Genomic DNA, 21,383 nt, shown 5'->3' with positions numbered 1-21,383 from the left:
TGATTGTACTGAAACTGGTTCAGTAATAATGGTCTTTATAGTACTGGTTAAAAGCTTACGTTGATATTAAAACCAAAGCGGCGGCCGGTCATACTCTGCAATAAACCTCCATTACCTAATGAGCGGTCAGATGCATTGTAACCCGAAGCAAACTGGTCCATATCCATATCCTTTCTTTTTGCGAAGTACAAAAGATTTCTGCCCACGAGCGAAATGGTGGCAGACCTTACGATCTTTGAATTGGCAAATACCGATGCAGGAATAGTATAACCGATCGCTACTTCACGCAGCTTGGCAAAAGAGCGGTCCACCATCCAGTATTCATTTACGTTACCGATACCGGATGATATAAAGTTCTGTACTGTAGTGGCCACATCGTTGGCAGCAAATTTCAGGTCGCCCATATTGGTGATCTTACCGCCGCTGTAAATTGGTGTACCGGATACGATCTTAACACCCGGTGCAATATATTTACCTGTTGGTGCTACGGTACCATTGCTGGTGGTTTGCCATTCTGCTAAACGTGCAGTACCAAAATCGCCGGTAGCGCTTTCAATAGCAGTACCGCCATTCATACCATCATGGTATACTTCATCATAGATCTTGCCACCGATCCTTCCGTCGAACTGGAAGCTCAAAGAAAAATTGCGGTAAGCAAAACGGTTGTTGATGCCGAAAGTATAATCAGGGTTGGCATAACCTACAAAAGTATTGTTGCCGATATCAGAAGGTGCACGTAAAGGCAAACCACCACTGTATACGATATTACCGCTTCCATCCCTTACAAAACCAGGTACATAGATAGCATCCATACGCTCTCCAACTTTGTAACTGTGTCCATTGATAGAGATCACGGGTTCTGTACCATAGATCTCTTTCAGTGTTTCTTTATAAGTAGAGTAATTTACAAGCATGTCCCAGTTCAAACCTTTGGCACTCTTCAGCGGGCTGCCGCTCAATGCGATCTCGAAACCTTTCTTAACAGTAGTAAGCGCATTTTCATTTTTGGTTTCATAGCCTGTAGAAGCAGCTATCGGCAGCGGGAAAATGATCGGTCCGTTCTTACTGTTAAAGTAAGTAACATCCAGTCCTAACCTGTTGTGTAAAAATTTCATATCCAAACCTGCTTCAATAGAAGACACGGTAAATGGCTTGATATCCGGGTTAGCTATATTAGGCAAGTAGCTAACAGAAGGTGTGTTGTTGTAGTAACTGATAAGGCTATACGCATTCTGGTTCTGGTAGCTCGGTCCGTCGTAAGAACTTTGCAGGTCGGTACCATAACCCAGTAAACCGCCATTGGTGCTTTTACCGGTTGACATAGTGTAAGCAGAAGTAACGGTTGGAGAAGTAAGACCGCCCTTAACATTTGCATAAGAGCCCCTGAGCTTTACAAAAGAGATCGCTTTAGGGAATGCAATATAATCACTCAGCACTGTGCTCAATGAAACAGATGGATAGTAGAATGTTTTATTACCTTTTGGCAGCGTGGAAAGATTGTCCATCCTTCCGGTGTGCGACAAGGTCAGGTATTTATTATACGTAACATCAAATGAATAAAAGGCGCTGTACACCTGCATCCTGGAGCCCCATGTAAATGCAGAGAACTGCGTTTGTGTATTGGTAAGTGCGTATACATTCGGTACTGCCAAAGCCTTGGTGGTGGCATAAGACGAGTTGTACATGAACGAACGTTCAGCAGCGCCTGCCAATGCAGAAATATTGAATTTGCTGATGCGTTTGTCAAAGTTCAGAATCAGGTCCGTATTATTCTCTGTAAGGTTACGCCTGTCTTCGCGATAGTCGCCGTACCAGCCAAAATAATACCAGGGAGTATACGTATTCAGGTTAATGCCTGCAGGTACTTTTTCTGTTCTTACCTGGTTCCAGGTGCTTACCTGTGTGCGCAGGCTTAAGCTTAAAGCATTGCTGAATTTGTACACCGCTTTTACATACCCATTCACATCCAGTTTATCGTGCGAGCGCAGCCATTTTTTTGCAATGAACCAGGCGCTGTTCTCACGGCCGTATTCCTGTGCATAAGGTATCAGGTCCTGTACACCCTGCGGGCCTTTATAAATATCTTTCAGGTCGTCGATATCATAATCAGCCGAACCGTATACTTTAAACATGTATATATAAGAGTTAGGTCCGTAGTTCACATCGGGGATATTAGGGCTGTATTGTTTGTTAAGGTTCACACTGGTTTCCAGCCTTAATTTAGGGGTGATATTATATCCTGCATTCACACCCAGCGAATAAGAATTCAGCCTGGTGTTAGGCGCCGTACCTTTCTGGTTCATGTTAGATACGGATATCCTGATATCAGAACGGTCGGATGCAGAAGAAAGAGAAATGTTATTGGTATTGATGATACCGGTCTGCATGAATTTTTCAAAATTGTCCACGCCACGTGCCAGCCATGGAGTGGCGGTCCTGATCCTTGTTACTGGATCGTAAGGGCTGTTATACTGTTTTACCAGTTGTCCTTCAAAACGCGGACCCCATTCCGGTAAACGTTGTGAGTTATCATACAATTGATCGCCATAGCTGTATTTAAAAGTAGTACCACGGCCATATTCCACCTGCGATTTTGGTTCTGCAATAAAACCTTTTTCAAAAGAAGTGCTGGTATTCACATCTATCTGCCAGCCTCTTTTTTCTTTACTACCTCTCTTGGTGGTAATAACAATGGCACCGTTCTGTCCACGAAAACCGTATAGTGCTGCAGCATTAGCGCCTTTCAACACACTGTAAGATTCTATATCATCAGGGCTGATATTCCAGGTATCTGTATTTACCGGAACGCCATCCACTACAAATAAAAGATCCTTGCTGCCACGTAACACAATTTCAGGGCGGCCCAACATTTCCGAGCTGGCGCCTACTGATAAACCGGCTACTTTACCTGCCAGTGAATTGATAGGGTTGGCATCTCTTGCTTTGGTAAGGTCCGAACCTTTTACTTCCTGTACAGAGTAACCAATTCTTTTCACTTCCTTCTTGATACCATAAGCAGTAACCACTACTTCTGTTAAAGATTTGGGATCATCCTGTAAAATAAAATTAAAGCTGCTGCCCGAAGTAACCGGGAAGGATTTTGGAAAAAAGCCCAGTGAAGTTACGTTCACCGTTTTATCTGCATCGCTGAGGTTGATCTTGAAATTACCCAGTGTATCCGTCACCGTTGACCTGTTGGTTCCTGATGAGCGGATGGTGGCTCCCGAAATACCAATGCCGTCCTTATTCTTTACGGAGCCTGAAATAACCCGTTCCTGTGCAAAAACGGAGGAAATAAAAAATAACAGCAAAGCGGCAACTGCTGTTATCTTTTTTTGTAGTGCTTGCATAATAGTTTTGATTTTTATGCAACATTACCAGCGCAATGTTAAGTAAATACTAAAAAGCCGCCGTTAACACAAAGGTGTTGATTTGTTTACCGTGCAATAACTTTTTCATAATATTTTCGACATCATTTATAAACATTGTAAACGGGTATAGCATGTTATATAAAATAAGAACAGCTGAAACCGGCGATGCAGAAAGCATTTATCAATTCATCTGCCAGCTGGAAGAAACCAGTTTTGATAAAGAAAGATTCACCACAATGTTTGAAGCAAATATCAACCACGCCGGTCATTATTACCTGGTGGCAACAGAGCAGGAAAAAATAATCGGCTTCATCAGCTGTCATATACAGCAGCTGCTGCACCATTGCGCAAAAGTGGCCGAGATACAGGAATTGTTTGTGGAAGAGGCGTACAGGAAATCAGGCGTGGGTAAATTATTGGTACATACGCTGGAGCAGTTGTTGCTTACAAATGGCTGTATCAACCTGGAAGTAACAGCACAAAACAAAAGATTGCAGACGCATGTATTTTATGAACAGCTGGAATTTAAGGGTACGCACAAAAAATTCGTGAAGCAGTTATCCTGAGTTGCTGCATGAAAATATTATTAAGCTTATATAAATACATTTCCGGTGCCCCGCCCTGCACTATTTTTACTGTATAAAACAATTTAAATGAAGCATTGCCTGGTGTTGCTGTTACTATTAATGTGCTGTACAGTGGGTGCACAAACCAGTCATTACACTACAGCCAATGCTCATTCGCACAATGATTATGAAAATAAATTCCCTTTTCAAACGGCTTACAGCGAAGACTTCGGTTCCATGGAAGCCGATATTTTTTTATGGCACGATTCATTGATAGTAGGCCATACAGAAAATGATATACAATACCGGCGCACACTGGAAAATCTATACCTCGATCCCCTGCTGAAAAAAGTAACGGAAAATAATAACCAGGTATATAAAGACACGGCGCTGCAACTGCAATTGCTGGTAGATATAAAAACGGAAGCGGTTGCCACACTGGATAAATTAGTAACTGTATTAAATAAATACCCTGCGCTCACTGCTTTAAAAAAACTGCACTTTGTCATCACCGGCAACAGGCCCGAACCGGCTTCCTGGTCCCGTTATCCTTCCTTTATTCTTTTTGATGGGGAATTACAAAAAGAATATAGCGCTGCTGCGTTGGACAGGATCCCTTTGTTCAGTGCAAACCTGAAAAGCTATACTAACTGGAACGGCAAAGGAATTTTAGCGGAACCCGATGCAGCAGTAATTGATTCCATCATTGCGCAGGTGCATGCAAAGCATAAAAAAATACGGTTCTGGAATGCGCCCGACTTTACCAATGCCTGGTACCAGTTGATGAATGCCGGTGTGGATTATATCAATACCGATCATATCACCGAACTGTCCGTATTCTTCTCCCAGCTTTCACTCAACTCTTATACTTCGCCACAGCAGTACCAATGTTACCAGCCAACTTACAAAACTGATGGCAGCAATAAAAAAGTAAAGAACATTATATTACTGATCGGCGATGGTTGCAGTCTGCCGCAGCTCTATGCAGCCTATACCGCCAATCATGCACAGCTCAATATCTTCAACATAAAAAATACCGGGCTATCCAAAACAAGTTCCTACGATAATTATATCACCGATTCTGCACCCGGCGCCACTTCTATTGCATCGGGCCAAAAAACCAATAACCGTTCTGTAGGTGTGGATCATACCGGCAAAGCCCTTCCATTAATACCGGTGTACCTGCAAAAAAGAAAAATAAAAACAGGCCTGGTTACCTGTGGCGATATCACCGATGCCACACCCGCCGATTTTTATGCCCATCAAAAAGAAAGGGATAGCTCCATCGCGGTGTTAAGAGATCTGAAAGATGCACCCATAACTATTCTGATGGGTTCAGGCAACGAAAGTCTGGCCAATGTAAAACTATTGAACGATGATGGCAGGCAATATATTTCTGCACCTTTATTAAACGAGCTGCAACCAAAGTTTACGGTTGTAAATACCATCGGCAGCGTTACCGATGATACCACTAAAAAATGGGTGGTCATCGAAAAGCAGGCAGGCCTTTCCATCCTCAATGGCCGGGGCAATTGGTTACAGCATGCTTTTTTAAAAACACTCTCCATTCTTTCAAAAAATAAAGATGGCTTTTTTATCATGACCGAAGGAGCGCAGATAGATTACGGTGGCCATGCCAACAATTTACCTTATGTAGTAAGCGAAGCAACCGACTTTGATAAAGTAGTGGGTGAAGCATTGCGCTTTGCAGATAAAGATGGCGAAACATTGGTGATCGTAACTGCCGATCACGAAACAGGCGGCCTCACCTTACTCGCCGGCGATTATAGTAAAGGATATGTGAGTGGTAAATTCTCCACCAACGATCATACGGCATTACCCGTGCCTGTATTTGCTTACGGCCCTATGTCGCACAATTTTACCGGTGTGTACGAGAACACCGAATTGTTTTATAAAATAATGGCCGCATTGGGCATACCCGCAAAATAGTGCAAACCGTTCTGCAGCAGTTTTATTATTAAGGAGCAAATACAATAGTACCGCTAACGCTTCCGCCCGGAAACTGCAGGGTGCCGTAATCCAGTCTACCCTTAATAGTTAGTACAACGCCAGGGTCTATCAGTAAAATACCATTGCCGCCTACTATCACATTTCTTAATGTTTGATTGGTCTTGATATGCAGCTTACCGTCCGATATGGTAACGTCGTTAGTGGCAGGCAGTGTACCACCGCCGGGTTTGGCCAGCACAATAGAACCATGCCGTGCATTCACCGTGGTCATGCCGGTATAAGTGTTGGCGCCCGATAAGGTGAGTATACCTCCCGAACTGACCGTTGTTCTCAGTGTTAGCTTTTTACCTGCACCGCTGATGGGTGCGCTGATCTGTATAGCACTACCTTCCTCGCCATTCAGCAGCACAATATTATCCGTGCTGTTGCCCAGTACCACTCCCATATCACTGGCAAGGCCCGTAAGTTTCTTTTTAATAAAAAGCGTATAAGTTGGAATATTCGTGCCCGAGCTCAATATCACGTTGGCAATGCCATTTACCGTAGCACCGTTCAGTTTCAGCTTCCCGGTTCCTGCAACGGGGCTGGAGTTGCCGATAGTCAGATCGCGGGTTCTTGCCGACAGGCTGATGGCGCCCAGCGAAAGGTTCCTGGTGTTCATATTGATCCTTGCCGAAATAGCGGTGCCCGTATTTTGAAACGCAGCAATATCGGTGGTTGCCCAGGCGGTGGCGCCGGTAGCGGGTGTCCAGTTGCCGGCAGTATACCAGTCGGTAGCATTACCTGCATTGGTCCATTGTCTTGTCATGATAATTGATTTAGGGAGGTGTGTAAAACGAATAGCACAATTAAACCGCTTATAAAAATACTTTTTACACCCAGCTTTTGCAAGAGGTGTTTATACGGTATTTTATTGCGTAGATGATGCAATAGCAGTCTCACCACTAAATTCTTAACAGCGCTGTCTCAATTTAGTCGAATATTTGATCTGGATAAACCATCTTCTGTTAATGATTGATCAGTACAGCAGCATTTGTAAAGTGATGGTTAATAACCTTGCAAAAGGCTTACACGTATAGCCTCTCTTTGCTGTGGCGTAAGTCCGCGTTTGTAATTGTAAATAGCATTTTCCCATTCGCCATAAGTGGCATTGGGCAGTACAATAAATTTATTGCCCCATTGTTCCCGTTGGTTATCAGTTTGTTTAAATCTTTCTGCAATGTTGCCATGCTCAAACACGTTCATAAAATCATTCAGGTTATCACCCAGCAGCATGATCACAGTATATTGTCCCATCACTATTTGCCGCCTGCTTTCTTTGGATGAGCTATCTGTCTGAAAGTAACAATGTGCGCTGTCTGCATCGGGCAATTGCAGCTTTCGCAGGTTGATGAGTGTGGTGCCAATGGCAGCAGGGTTACGGTTGGATACATAAAAAATACTGATGCCTTTATTATGTGCCTGGTTCAAAAAATCAACGGCGCCGGGCACCGCGGTTGCGGCCGACCGGTCGGTCCAGTTCTTCCAGCTGGCGCTATTGTATTGTTTGCCCTCTTTTATCAGTTGCCCGTCGCTGTAGCTGTTGTCCAGTATCGTTTCATCCAGGTCGGTAATAATAGCAAGTTTCTGTTTGCGTATCTTTCTTGCAGGTATGGCATTCAGCCGCATTGCTGCTGTGTTAAAAGCCTGGTAGCACAAGGCCCTGTATTCCGCAGCGGTTTGCTGGTACAGCAATGGATATTCCAGCACCACATTTTCCAGTTGTTTATACGATACACTGTCCTGCGCAAAAGAGGCTGTTGTTGCAAGCGACAAAACAACAATAGCAATAATATATTTCATAACCAATAGATTTGCTCCATAACTGCGATATAGCAGCGGGCTGCAATTTAGGCAAAATATTACTGTGATTTTCACTGAAAGGGGAAGAACATGTACTTGTCCTGGCGTATATTAGAAAAGAAACTACTGGTGTTCAAAATGATCCGCCTTTTATACCGTTAAAAATTTCATTATACTGTGTACAGTTACTGGCCAGGTAAAACCATTATCGTATCATTATACACATGAATTCATAAATAAAAAAGATTGAAAACAGGATGAAGAAATTAATGATCATCTTTATTATAGCCGCTCTTTCAACAGGTAGCCTTTGTGCGCAAAATAGAACTATTTATGGAAGGGTGATTTCTGAGCGATTAGATACTATATTCGGAGTTCATATTATAATTAATGGCTCAATCGAAGTGGGCAGTACAGATTTAAAAGGTTTCTTCAGAATTGAGGTGCCTGATTCTGTAAAAAAACTATTATTCAGGGGTGTTGGGTACGAACCAACAATTATAACCCCTGCAGACAATTGTAGTGAAATAGAGCTTGTAATAATGTCAGGTGGCTACTATGATTTTAAAACACTCAAACAAGTAGACAAGCTCCGTATGAAAAAATTGAAGAAGATACCGGAAATACATCAACAAGCATTTGCAAAAGGCTTATTTAAAACGGATAAAGCCTGTTATACACAAGAAATTATATTATATAATAAGAAAAAATAAAAATACTTCTCCTCAGCCTGGGTTTCAACCAACGGCGTATCCAAAATTTCACCCCCTATGTCCCCTATGTGCCTATGTGGTTCAATTCCCTTCGCTGCCGTCCCGGCTTCCACCAACAGCGTATCTAAAATCTAACCCCTATATGGTCCGCCCGCTCTTTTCCCCTTAATACACAATCGTCGTCTCCTTCCCCATTATCTTCATTCTCACCACCCCTCTATCTTTCCCGTCATCCACCCTTTTCACCGGTAAAAGGTCCGTGGCACTCCAGCCCTCCCCCGATCTTTTCCACAGCAGCAAACTAATATATAGTTTCGTATCACTGTTAAGCGTATCCGAAATATTGATCACCTTACTCTCATTACTTTCAGGATGTACACCTGTAGTGGCAATTGCATTTATTGCTTTCCATCCTTCCACATTTATCATCGCAAGCTGGTATTTGCCGTTATCGATGATCACCGCATCATGTCCATCAATTGTTTTCCTCGTTTCCTTTATAGCACCCTTTAGTTTTGGTAAGGCATAATGACCTAATCGCAGTACTGCAGTGGTATCAGCGCTGATCCTGTCCACACGCAGTATACCATTGGGCAAAGTAATATCCACCAGGTTGAATTTGATATGCGGGTTGGTCTCTAAAACAGCATCACGGTAATAAGCGCCATCCTCAAATTTCTTAAAATCATACAGGCGCAAAGGTTCCCACTCCCCTTTCTTATTTTGTACAATATAGTTCATCGCCACCACGCCGTTCACACTATCGGCCTGCCAGGGAAAAGCGCTGTTATACGAAAGCCGGTTATAATTCTCGCTGGAGCGAAAGGGTTCATTGGCACCGATGGCCTTTGCCTTGCACCAGGCCCTTACCTCGCTGGCGCCGATATTGGGATAATCGGTGATCAGTATATGCGAGCTATCCTGGTATTTGTTATACACTTTTCCTTTTTGCAGCGTTTTTGCCCAAGGGCCTTCATTCTCTGTAGCTGTCCAGTAAGGGTTATCCGCCGGTATCAGCAAGCTCAAAAAAGCCTTGCCCATCCAGAACACGCTGCCCCGACAACTATAAGGTTGTACCGTCGGTTCAAATGCCCCGTAAAAACCCAGGGTGGGAATATCATCTTTTAAAAAATCAGGATGCTGTATAAACTGCAATAACACGCCCGAAGCAATACGCCGCATCCAGCCATAGTTAGTGCCGGCATTTTTTTCCAGTCCTGTCAATGCAAAAGGTATCACCGATCCCATCCTGTACGACATACTCCTGCCCCACATGATCATTTTACCATCGCGGCCAAACAGGTAGGGATAATTGTTTTTCACCTCGCTGAAGTTCTGCATGAATTTAGCAGCATACTCCGGGTAATATTTCTTGCCGAAAAACTCACTCCATATAGGTCCATACATCTGGAAGGCCCACATGCTGTAATAATCATAGGCCGGTGCATCATTGTACCAGCCATTGCCGCGGTAATGCGCCAGCGATTTATCCAGGTATTCCAGCAGCAGCGGTTCATTCACTGCATAACCTTTACTTTTAAAAAAACTAAGAATAAAAATGTTGAAGAATTTCCAGTTGCTGCCTACTGTTTTTCCATCGCCATAGCTCAGCATGGTGGCAGCCAGTGCAGCTTGCTTTTCTTTTGGCAATGGATCGAAAATAATTTCCGGTATGCAGAACATAGAAACAGATAAAGCGCCAAACTCCACCAGTATTTGGCTGGGGCCACCACCCTTTGCCTGTGGTTTTATATACGATGCTTTAGAAGAGTCAATTAAATTCAGGATATTATGACGGTAATAATCAGCCACCCTGATACCATTTATCTGCAGGTTGCTGTCTTCCTTCAGCAGCGGCGCCGCAATAAAAAGAGTGCGGCACAGGCCTTCCAGTTTTTCAGTAGGTATTTGCGAAGGCGTCCTGGGATAACTCTTGCCCGGTTGTTTCGGGAACTGCATCGGGTCATCAATGGAGTGTATATAACTAAAGGCGCCTTCCAGTAAATATTTGGCGGCATCGGTCCAGTTCTTCCGGGTCATACCGGTAAACGGGCTACGTTTACGGTCGGGCCGATCGATCTTAAAGATCGTTTTACCATTTACCTGCTGCGAATAAGCAGGGTTGTGCACAGCATGTTGTGCAGTTGCGGGTACAGTTGGTACCGCAAACAAAAAAACTATGAGGATCTTTTTCATGAATGATGGTGATAGTGTCTGCCCTTTTTATGGGTGCTTCATTTGTAAAACAGTAAAAGAATAAGCAGGCAGAACAAGTTGATTGCTTTGCACATCGTTTTGTGTGGTTACAGCTTTTACATTTTTATCATCGGGATTACCCTGCAAAATAGTTCTTGCTGTTGTGTAATCACTAAACACAATGTTCTTAAAATCGATCGTGGCGGCAACAGGCAACAGGTTCACCAGTTTTATAAACAGTTCGCCGGTTTTGGTATCTCTTACAACAGATCTTGCAATACGTTGCTGCACATCCGTGTTGTTATTATCAATGCTCACCGTACTCTCTATGTATTCATCACCGCTGTTATTGCCAAACATTTTTTGCACTTCGTATCCCGTAGTGGGTTTTATTTCGCTGTTGTTAAAATAGATCATGTCGGGGTTCCATTGCGTTCGGCCTTCCTTGGCAAGCAGTGGCGCATACGAGGTCATCGATACCACGTCACCATTCCTTTCCACGTTGCATAAATACAGCGCTTCCGTAAGTGCGGTCTCCATATTATTGGGCCGGCCCTTTACATGCGCAGCATATTCGCCCAGGTATACTTTGGGTTTCTGCCGGTCGTACTTATCATAAAAATCCTGGTTGTCGATCATCCATCCGGGCGGCACATAATAATGTTCATCCACCATCGGCACACCAAGCGACGATGCAAAATCCCATCCAAAACTATAATCGCTGCCTTCGTAAAAAGGCCCCACCGTTCCAATCACAGTAATAGCAGGATATTTTGTTTTGATAGCTTTATAGATCATGGCAAAGCGTTCTTTAAAAACTTCCGATATCAGGTCTTCATTACCGATACCAATGTATTTAAGATTGAATGGTTGCGGGTGCCCTGCTGCTGCACGTACCTTTCCCCAGGTAGTTGTTTTATCTCCATTGGCCCATTCCACCAGGTCCAGTATATCCTGTATATAACTATCCATTTCATTCAGCGGTATACCGCCCTGTTGTCCTGCAATACCCGTATGCTGGTTATGGCTGGAGTTCTGGCAAGGCACACCGGCAGCAAGCACGGGCAAAGGTTCCGCACCAATATCTTCACAAAACTGGAAGTATTCATAATAACCCAATCCCATCGTTTGGTGATAACCCCATAAATTAAAATCAGGTTTGCGTTCTTCCAGTTTACCGATCGAATTTTTCCAGCGGTAAATATTATCCAGGCCATTGCCATGCGCCAGGCAACCACCGGGAAAGCGCATAAAGCGGGGCTTAATATCTGCGATCGCTTGTGCAAGATCATTCCTTAAACCATTCTTGCGGTTCTTAAAAGTTTTTGCAGGAAAGAGAGATACCAGGTCAACTGCAGTGGCATATTTTTTTGCAGTTACAGAAAGCCGGGCGTATTTAAAAGAACTGTTGGCAGTAAACACAGCAGCATACTGTTTCCAGTTGTTGGTATTTACAGCGAGCATTATTTCGTTGGAGAGTTTATTGCCATTACTATCAGTCAATACAACAGATAAACTGCTTTTATTTGCAGAGCGTGCAAAAAGAGAAATCGTATATTTTTCCCCTGCAGCTACAGCAATACCATCAAAGCCATTGTTCACCAATACTTCGCCGTTTTCAATAGTGGCATAATGTGGGTTATTTTTATTAACGGGTGCAATGCTGTCTATCTTTACCAGTCCTTTACTGCTCTTCCATTGGCTGCTGCTGTTCCATTCTTTCCGGTCTTTCGGCGAGTATTCAAAATCCCGGTTCTGTACCAGCTCTGCATACAAACCACCATCAGCAGCATAATTCAGGTCTTCAAAAAATACGCCGATCAAATTATTGCTGATCTGTTTTTTAGCATTCATATTTACCGACAGCGAAACATTCACCGGCTTTAATCCCGGGTTCTTTTCTGCAAAGCTTTTAGCGGTTACATCGCTCTGTGCATTTTTATAGGTCTGCAGTTCGGTATGATCGATCAGTGATTGTGCAAAACTCCACGGCACTTTATAACTATGGGTGCCCATAACAAAGGCTTTAAATACGGCGGTGTATTTTGCTTTTACTTCTTCGTAGGAAAAATAGTCCTGCGGCTTCCATAAAACAAGATCCTCCGAATAAGTAACCCCCACTACTTTATGTTCGGCTTCTGTAAAAAAATAACAGGCCCATTTATCATTGAGTTTGATCAGTACCGGGTCAAACATTTTTTTGCTCGATCCCCACCTGCCATAATCACTTCTTAAAAAAGAGAATTCATTACCAATGCTTGTCCAGTTATTGCCATCAAAACTGTAAGCAATATGCAAACCGTTCTTGTTATCATTTTTGCCGGTGGCATATCCTTTCACAAAAACAGAATCGGGGTTACCGGCGTAAGCAGTTATTACACACAATATCATTGATGGTATAAGAAACAGTTTCTTCATTGGTCTTTTTTAACTACTGAAAGTTATACAAATTTGTTGTTGCTATCACTGCAGTGCTGTAATTCCTTTATGTGTAGGGATCGTTTGTTGTATAGTTCCGTCCGCATTGAATTGCAACACATCGATACACACTTCCCGGTTGTAGCCCGCAGCCCTGCCCATGTTGATGCCTTTGGGATAATTAAAGCGGTGATAAACAATATACCATTGATCTTTACCCAGTACCTGTATCACCGAGTTATGGCCTGTTGCATAAATATGTGCGGCAGTATCTTTTGCCAGCACCAGGTTATTGGCGGGGATAGTGATGGGGCCCGTGGGCGCATCAGCAATGCCATAACGCACCCGGTAATTCTCGCTCCTCGTATCATCTTCACTCCACATAAAATAATATTTACCATTGCGGTAAAAAACAGTGGTGCCTTCCCTAAAAGTTTTATCAGTGGGAGTGATCACTTTTAAAGTTTCCTGCTTAATAGAGATCATATCATCATTCATTTCCGCCACCGCCATATAGCTGTTGCCCCAGTACAAATAAGTTTTACCACTTACAGGGTCAGTAAATACATCGGGGTCGATCTCCTGTCCTCCTTTGATACCCTCCGGCTTTTTATCGATCAATGGTTTGCCCATATCAACAAAAGGCCCTGCAGGATCATCCGCCACCGCCACACCAATTTTTTGTGCTGCGCAGAAATAAAAAAAGTATTTGTATTGGCCGTTTATTTTCTTTTCCAGTATACAGGGTGCCCAGGCATTTCTCTTGGCCCAGTTCACATCTTTTTCAAGATCAAGAATGATACCTTCCTCCTTCCAGTTCACCAGGTCGGTGGAAGAAAAGGTTTTAAAGTAAGTGCCCGACCAGTTATTGAATCCATCACTGGTAGGATAGATATAGTATTTTTTATTTTTCTCCGAATAAATGATATCAGGATCGGCATATAAACCATTCAATACCGGGTTATTATTTTCCACCGTCTTCACTTTCCATAATTCAGGTTTCCTGTTCGCAATACCGATCGTATAGTTGATCGTGTTGGCATTAACGTTAGTTTTTGAGGGTTGAATGCTTACAGCAGGAAAAGATGCAAAAGAAAGATCGCCCGCTGTGATCCTTGTGCCCGGCTTTACAGAAACATAAATGGTTTGGGCTGCTGTGTCAATACTCGTATTGATCGTTCTTATTTTAGGAGAGCTGACAGAACCTGCGAACGAAGCCGCTGTTCCCCATTTACCCATCAATCGTTCTGCCTCTGCTGCTGTAACCGGCAGCACCGTACCATGCCTCGGGTGAAAATTCATACTGACAGCCTTATCCAGCACCGTAAAATTTTTAAAGTCCGTTGTTTTAGTAAACTGGTAACTGCCGCTGGTATACATATCATACATTAATATGTAGCCGCTGCCATCATTCAGTTTAAAAGTGCCGGCGCCTTCCACCGGGCTTTTGGTTTGCTGTACATAATCGGCGCTTTGCATTTTATATTCGCCGGTCAGTGCATCAGCCACCGCAATTTTAATTCCCGGCTGCCGGTCTTCTGTTTTAAAGAACAGGTAGAATTTACCATCTTTCTCTGCAATATCACCGTCAATGCAGGCGGCTTTATCAGGACTGAAAAATAGTTGTTGAGGTTCCGTTGCCAGGTCGGTAAAACTATCGTTGGCATAAGCATAATAAATTTTATCAGGGTCTTTTCCATGTTTCATAGAAAAATACACCAGGTATTTTTTTGCTTTGGCATCGTAAATGGTTTGCGGCGCCCATACCCTCAATAAACTATCGTTGCCGGCAAAACGCTTTTGAATATTCACCACAGCCGATGTCCAGTTCACCAGGTCGGTGGATTTTAATAATACCATGGCCCTGTTGGAGTTCCATCCCTGTGCAGATACCATATCGGTGGCCACCATATAAAATGTTTTGCCATCGGCGCCACGCAGTATATGCGGATCACGTACACCACCTGTTGAACTGATCTTTTTTGAATCGATCACAGGTTGATCATTGTTCAATGCAAAAAAACGCAGGCCATCTTTACTCAACGCATAATGTATGGATTCATCTTCTACCCGGTTACCGGTAAAGTATACAAACAGGTAAGCAGTTTGCTTTTTACTTTGTGCCGCCGTTTGTAAAAAAGATACCGTAAGCGCCAACATAAAAAACACCATTCGGCTCATCACATATTTTTTCCCGGTAGAAAATCGCATCTTCAAAATAATTTTATAGCTCTGTCAATATTAAAATGCCTTGCCTATAATGATCTTATCGCCGCTGTCATCCACTTCAAATAAATGCGGCACACGAATATACCTGCCATTATTGTTATAGTGACTATGCAGTACCATCAGCAGTTTGCCTTCAAAATTCCGGAACAGCATGCCATGCCCGAAGTTGGGTGGTGTAATAGGTTGCTGCTCCTGTATCCACGGTCCATTTAAAGTACCGCTTCCAGAATAGGCAACACCCTGCGTATACACGTCAAATACCCAACTGGTCCATATCATACCCAGTTTGCCGGTTTTTGTTCTAAACAAAAAAGGTCCATCCGTTACTTTATTAGCAACCGTCCTGCCGCTGTCATCCCGTTCCTTACTCCACGGCGATTCTTTTGCACGGAACAAAATAGTGGGTTCGCCAAAAGTGCCGGTCAGCCCGGGTTTCAGCGCTATCTTCTCAACAGTACCATTCCAGTTCTGCAGCCATTCATGGCAGTAGATCATATAAGGCTTGCCATCTTTATCCACCCAAAAAGTGGCATCCAGTGTTGGCTTATTGGCTGGTAAATAAACAGGGTCGCCGAATGGCACATAAGGCCCTTCTGCTTTATCGCTTACCAGTATATGACAGGCCCGTCGTTCAATAGCATTGCCCTTCACTGTATCTATCTTTACATTCCGGTTGGTGAATGTTGCAAAATAAAAATACCGGCCATTGTAATAATGAATTTCGGCGGCCCAGATCGCAGGCCTGGGTCCCATCCAGGATGCAGTATCGGGTTTGGCAACCACGTAAGGCCCGGTCCATTTTCGCAGGTCTTTACTCTTCCACAATAAACCGCCGGTACCTGTCATGTAATAAGTGGAAGTATTTTTATCAGCCAATATAAAAGGATCACTCAAGCGGATAGAATCGAGGTCCACATTTTCCCTGAACACAGGTTGACGGTTCTGTGCATATACAACAGTACAGCACAGAACTATGATCACAGTCGCAAGCGATCTTTTAACCGCATTCATATACATTATTTTTTCTGGTATACCCTTACATAATCCACTTCAAACCTGCGGGGGAATGTGGTGGAAGACGGATCACCGCCATTCATTCCACCCACCGCTGTATTCAGCAGCATGTAATGGGGTTGTTTGAATGGATTAAAATTACTGCCGTCTTTGTTCTGCAGCAAATCCAGTCCGGTTTTATTCAGCAGGTGCCCATCGCAATACAGGGCAATATATTCTTCCGTCCAGTCCATCCGCCACACATGAAATTCAGCCGACCATGCAGCGCCACCCAGCGAATCTGTTTTAAAAGTATTGCTGAACCATTGCGCTTTCCGGTTACTGCCCTGGCAGGCAATATTCGCTAAAAGCATTCCTCGGTAATATTCCATGATGTCTATCTCGCCATTGCCGGGCCAGCCCTTGCTTACACCCAGGGTCCACCAGGCAGGCCATATACCTTTGCTGATGTCGATACGGGCCCGCATTTCAAAACGGCCATATTGCCATTGCTGTTTGTTGCGGGTGATCATGCATGAAGAAGTGTATTCAATATTCGGTCTCTTCTTGCGCCATTCGTTACTGCCCTGTACATACAGCGGGTTGGGCCTTTCCTCCTTCCTGGTTTCAATTACCAGCATGCCGTCTTTGCAATACGCATTCTCCGGCTGGTACCATTGAAACTCTTCATTGCGTACAAAACCTGTTTCGTAATTCCAGTTGGCCGAATCGGGCCGGCCGTTGGTATTGAATTCATCTGCCCATACCAGCGCATAACCATCATATTGCGTTGCATTGTTTTTACCGACCGTAACCTTACGGTTACACGCAGTAAATAAAACAACAGCTATTGTAAAAAAAAGAAAAGGCCGCATCATTAATCAATTAAACGTATGATAAAACTGTAACTGTATTTTTTATCCAGCAAGCGATATTGGATATGTGGCAAAGCACCCCAGCTGTCATCTCCACCCACACCTCTCTGCTTCAGGTCGATATGAAGATAAGTAGTATTGTCAGGTGTCAGATCAGTTGGATGCTGTTGCTTTTTGGTAAGACCAGGATCCAGGCTTTCCACCGAATGATTGGTGGCACTGAAACAAATGGGTTGCAGTCCCTGTACATACAAACCTTTACCTGCATTATTGGTTACAGAAAACCAGCGTGCATCCGTTTTATAACCACTCTCCTGCGGACGGATATAACCCCTGTAATATTGTTCTTTTACATTACCGGAATAAGTACCAACAAATGCAGCTTCATTGCGATCGCTGTAATTTTCCCATGGGCCGCGGCCATAATACTGCAGGCTGTCGAACATGGAAGGCAACTGCATGCGCATGCCGAAGCGGGGCAATTCAGGAAGATCTCTTCCCGTCATATCAATAGCTGCAGTGATCCTTATACTGCCATCGTTTTGTATCAAATATTCTATGCTGTAAGGAACAGCAATACCCGTCAGTTCATATTCCGCCTTTACCAATACACCTTCACTGTTCTGTTCACCAACAGTAATGTTTTTCAGCTTGCGGTTTTGATGTGCATTGCGCCAGATGCCCATATTGGAAGGCATTCCATTACCAAAATCATTATCAGTAGGTGCACGCCAGAAATATGGTTCCGGTAAACGATTTACCTGCAGGCCATTCTTGCTGCGGTAATTCCGCACTGTTCCTTGTTTCAGGTCTATCTCTCCCGAGATATTGCCCGACTGGAAGCTTACACGGTCAGCATTTTTTTGCACTGTAAGTGTGCCAGTGGTTTTTGCTGTTGCTGCAAAATAATCACCGCTCAGTTTAAACTGGTCAGCAGCCACTTCATGTCCTGCTGCAAGCAAAGCTGTTGCATTTTTAGGAGAGATATTGGCAGACAGATTTAAAAAATATTCTCCCCCGCCGTTCAGTTTATCCGCAGGAATATTCAGTTTAATATCTTTTTGTTCGCCGGGTTTAGCATTAACTGCAAAAGTTCCCGTATAAACTACCGCACCATTCTTAATAATGCTGTATTTAAAATCATATAGATCCAAAACCGTAAAAGCAAACATGTTTTTTACAGTGAGCACCGCATTAGCCGTATCTTTTAAACTGAACAAGATATCCTGGTATCCTTTTTTTACTTCGTATATACCAGGGTCGGGTGTACGATCAGAGCTAAGCAAACCATCAGCCACACCATTTTCGTCATTCTGCAAATAAAAACTACCCAGGTCGCCACCATAGGCCCAGAATGTTTTGCCATTGCCATCCGTGGTCTTTATACCCTGGTCCACCCAGTCCCATATAAAACCACCCTGCATGTGTTTGCTGCTGCGAATGATATCCCAATACTCCCTGAAATTACCATTACTGTTGCCCATTGCATGCGCATATTCGCACATGATATAAGGCCGCTTCTTTGCTGTATCAGCAGCATACCGTTTCATATCATTCACCCGTGGATACATGGGGCAAACGATATCGGTGTTCCAGTCTTCACCCGCCTGTTCAAATTGTACCGGCCTGCTGTTATCTCTTTGTTTGATCCATTTATACGCATCGTGAAAAACCGGCCCGTTGCCACATTCATTGCCCAGGCTCCAGATGATCACCGAAGGATGGTTCTTATCTCTTTCCAGCATACGCTTATGCCTGTCCAGGTGCGCCGCAGCCCATTGCGGTAAATAAGCCACATGCTTTGTTTTATCAAACCATGCCTGGAATTCTGCACCCATACCATGACTTTCAATATTGGCTTCATCCACAATATACAAACCATAACGGTCGGCCAGTTTATATAGTAACGGATCGTTGGGATAATGTGATAAACGGATGGCATTAATATTGAACTGCTTCATCAGTTGCATATCTTTTGTGATCAGTTCTTTGGTGGGCACATGCCCCAATACATCATCATGCTCGTGCCGGTTAACTCCATGCACATATACCGCCACACCATTCACCAACAATTGCGCATTTTTTATTTCCACTCTGCGGAAACCAACTTTTGCACCCGTGTACACTGCAGCAGTATTGCCATTATCCAATGTTATGATGCAGTCATACAATTCCGGTGATTCAGCACTCCACTTCAATGGATTATTGATCTTTCCGCTGAAAGATAATGCGGGCAGTTCAGCACCGGCAGCATATTTTTTTTGCTGACTAAAAATTTTCTTACCAGTTTTATCCAGTAATTCCACGGTTACAGTGCCACTCTGGTTGGTACCGTTTGTAAATTGTCTCAGATTAATATCGGCATTGAATAAACCATTTTTATACTGGTCATCCAACCCTGCTTTTAAAAAGAAATCCCATACAGTGAGTTTAGGCATAGCAAATAAGAACACATCCCTTTCAATACCGCTTAAGCGCCAGAAATCCTGGTCTTCCAAATAACTGCCATCGTGCCAGCGGAATACCTGCACTGCGAGTAAATTATTTCCTTTCACCAGGTATTTTGTAATGTCAAATTCCGCTGCTGTTTTAGCAGCTTTCGTCATGCCCACTTTTTGCCCGTTCACATAAATAAAAGCACAACCTGAAATAGAACCAAAATGCAGTATCACTTCATTATTATCCCAGTTATCCGGCACTGTGAATTGTTTGCGGTAAGTTCCTACAGGATTATTTTCTCCGATAAAAGGTGGGTTCTTTGGAAAGGGATAAGTGATATTAGTGTACACGGGAATACCAAAACCTTTCAGCTCCCAGTTGGAAGGTACTGCAATATCACTCCACGAACTTTCATTTACGCTGGTACTGTAAAAATCTTTCAGCCGGTCTGCATATTTGGCTACATAAGTAAATTTCCAGTTGCCATTCAGCGATTTGTAATAAGGAGAATTATTGTATTCATCTGTCACCACATCCTGTTTGTTGGCGAACAGCATCATATCTGCATGCGGCGCTTCTTTATTCCATTCAAACAATTCAGGATTTTCCCAATCATTATTGGAAGACTGCGCTATTGCAGTGATAGAAAAAAATAAGGATACGATACTCAGCTGTACGGTTCTCAAAAAATTACTGTTCATGTTCATCATTGATTATGCTTGTCATAAAAATTTAAATTCCATTCGTCCATCCATTTTACTACGGGCAGGTTATTGTTGAATTGTACAGGCAACCAGGTATAGCGGCTGTCCTGCAGGTTGCGTGGGTTCCATTTATCTGCCATAAAAATGAAGCGGTTTGTTTTACCTGCAATGGGCAATACATAAGTAGATTGTGCACCAAATGTAATATCAGCGCCCGGTCCTTCCATTGGGTTATACGGCAGCTCGGTCCAGGGTCCCCATACAGATGCTGCTTCATGCACAGAAGCTTTATTAGGCGCCCATCCTGTACAACCACTGGTAACCAGGTAATACTTATTGTTATACCTGAACATTGCCGGCGCTTCGCGGTGATTACTGAATAACATTTTATCTTCGGTGGTAGCTGTAAGATAATCCGCAGAAAGCTGTGTAATACGAAGATCATAATTTTCCCGGGAAGAATATAACTGGTATGCGTTGCCGTTATCATCAACAAAAAGGGTCATATCCCGGCTCATATTACCGTTGGGCCGGAAGCTGTGCTGGTATTTATAAGGTCCTGTAATGGCATCGCTCACCGCTACTGCCGCCCTTGCAGCGCTGTATCCTTTGCCCTTTAATTCCAGGTGAAACCATAATACGTATTTATGTGTGGCCGCATTATAGATCACTTTGGGCCGCTCCATCACACAGCCATAACTGATATCGCTGGCAGTATCTTTATAATCCGGCGAAAATACCACCCCTTCATTTTTCCAGTGGTACAGATCCGCCGATGAATACAGGCTCACGCCCTGCGAAGCAATGCGGCCCCTTTTTTCGCCAAACCAGTAATAGGTGTTGTTACTGAAAATAATACCGCCGCCATGCGCATTGATCAGTTCTCCCTTATCATCATACCAAAGCTGATTGGGCCGCAGTTTATTGGTATCTGTTGCTGCAGCAACTACCGGCTTCTGCATGGCCGAAGTATGGCAACCGGCTATGGTCATCAACCACCAACCGGTAAGTATAATTAAAATGTTTTTCATCTTTTACCTGTTAAAAAATACCTGCTGTAGATACA

13 protein-coding genes are annotated in these 21,383 nt (G+C 43.5%); 3 read left to right on the top strand and 10 right to left on the bottom strand.

All coding sequences use genetic code 11. From position 1 onward, the window contains the following. Nucleotides 1-47 precede the first annotated feature (47 nt). Nucleotides 48-3,350 carry a SusC/RagA family TonB-linked outer membrane protein gene (locus QM738_RS14910; RefSeq protein WP_462277521.1) on the bottom strand — a complete coding sequence of 1,101 codons (3,303 nt, stop codon included), beginning with the start codon at nucleotides 3,348-3,350 and terminating at the stop codon, nucleotides 48-50. A gap of 152 nt (nucleotides 3,351-3,502) precedes the next feature. Between QM738_RS14910 and QM738_RS14905 the strand changes: the two genes are divergently transcribed. Continuing rightward, nucleotides 3,503-3,937 carry a GNAT family N-acetyltransferase gene (locus QM738_RS14905; RefSeq protein ID WP_462277520.1) on the top strand — a complete coding sequence of 145 codons (435 nt, stop codon included), beginning with the start codon at nucleotides 3,503-3,505 and terminating at the stop codon, nucleotides 3,935-3,937. 87 nt (nucleotides 3,938-4,024) lie between these two features. Beyond that, nucleotides 4,025-5,887, top strand: a complete 1,863-nt coding sequence (locus QM738_RS14900; RefSeq protein WP_462277519.1) for an alkaline phosphatase — start codon at nucleotides 4,025-4,027, stop codon at nucleotides 5,885-5,887. A 28-nt stretch (nucleotides 5,888-5,915) separates the two neighbouring features. Here QM738_RS14900 and QM738_RS14895 read toward each other — a convergent pair whose 3' ends face one another. Beyond that, a complete protein-coding gene (locus tag QM738_RS14895) occupies nucleotides 5,916-6,716 on the bottom strand; it encodes a hypothetical protein (RefSeq protein ID WP_462277518.1) in 801 nt (266 codons plus the stop codon). A gap of 239 nt (nucleotides 6,717-6,955) precedes the next feature. After that, a complete protein-coding gene (locus tag QM738_RS14890) occupies nucleotides 6,956-7,750 on the bottom strand; it encodes a 5'-nucleotidase, lipoprotein e(P4) family (protein ID WP_462277517.1) in 795 nt (264 codons plus the stop codon). Between the two features lie 257 nt (nucleotides 7,751-8,007). Between QM738_RS14890 and QM738_RS14885 the strand changes: the two genes are divergently transcribed. Further along, complete coding sequence (locus tag QM738_RS14885) at nucleotides 8,008-8,463, top strand: hypothetical protein (protein WP_462277516.1); 456 nt, start codon at nucleotides 8,008-8,010, stop codon at nucleotides 8,461-8,463. Between the two features lie 165 nt (nucleotides 8,464-8,628). Here QM738_RS14885 and QM738_RS14880 read toward each other — a convergent pair whose 3' ends face one another. The 7 genes from QM738_RS14880 to QM738_RS14850 are packed head-to-tail and all read right to left on the bottom strand — an operon-like array spanning nucleotide 8,629 to nucleotide 21,348. Beyond that, nucleotides 8,629-10,659 carry a DUF2264 domain-containing protein gene (locus QM738_RS14880; protein ID WP_462277515.1) on the bottom strand — a complete coding sequence of 677 codons (2,031 nt, stop codon included), beginning with the start codon at nucleotides 10,657-10,659 and terminating at the stop codon, nucleotides 8,629-8,631. Between the two features lie 27 nt (nucleotides 10,660-10,686). Continuing rightward, nucleotides 10,687-13,077: an alpha-L-arabinofuranosidase C-terminal domain-containing protein gene (locus QM738_RS14875; RefSeq protein ID WP_462277514.1), complete on the bottom strand. Its 2,391-nt coding sequence runs from the start codon at nucleotides 13,075-13,077 to the stop codon at nucleotides 10,687-10,689. 45 nt (nucleotides 13,078-13,122) lie between these two features. Further along, nucleotides 13,123-15,288 carry a family 43 glycosylhydrolase gene (locus QM738_RS14870; RefSeq protein ID WP_462277513.1) on the bottom strand — a complete coding sequence of 722 codons (2,166 nt, stop codon included), beginning with the start codon at nucleotides 15,286-15,288 and terminating at the stop codon, nucleotides 13,123-13,125. Between the two features lie 30 nt (nucleotides 15,289-15,318). Next, nucleotides 15,319-16,317 carry a glycoside hydrolase family 43 protein gene (locus tag QM738_RS14865; protein ID WP_462277512.1) on the bottom strand — a complete coding sequence of 333 codons (999 nt, stop codon included), beginning with the start codon at nucleotides 16,315-16,317 and terminating at the stop codon, nucleotides 15,319-15,321. A gap of 5 nt (nucleotides 16,318-16,322) precedes the next feature. Beyond that, nucleotides 16,323-17,177: a glycoside hydrolase family 16 protein gene (locus QM738_RS14860; RefSeq protein WP_462277511.1), complete on the bottom strand. Its 855-nt coding sequence runs from the start codon at nucleotides 17,175-17,177 to the stop codon at nucleotides 16,323-16,325. Next, nucleotides 17,177-20,314, bottom strand: a complete 3,138-nt coding sequence (gene lacZ, locus QM738_RS14855; protein ID WP_462277510.1) for a beta-galactosidase, LacZ type — start codon at nucleotides 20,312-20,314, stop codon at nucleotides 17,177-17,179. Before lacZ ends, QM738_RS14860 begins: the two co-directional genes overlap by 1 nt. A 5-nt stretch (nucleotides 20,315-20,319) precedes the next feature. Further along, nucleotides 20,320-21,348: a glycoside hydrolase family 43 protein gene (locus tag QM738_RS14850; RefSeq protein ID WP_462277509.1), complete on the bottom strand. Its 1,029-nt coding sequence runs from the start codon at nucleotides 21,346-21,348 to the stop codon at nucleotides 20,320-20,322. Between the last annotated feature and the right edge of the window lie 35 nt (nucleotides 21,349-21,383).

Source organism: Ferruginibacter sp. (genome assembly GCF_049840995.1).
Lineage (GTDB): Bacteria > Bacteroidota > Bacteroidia > Chitinophagales > Chitinophagaceae > Ferruginibacter.
This window is presented reverse-complemented; position numbering and strand designations above follow the sequence as displayed.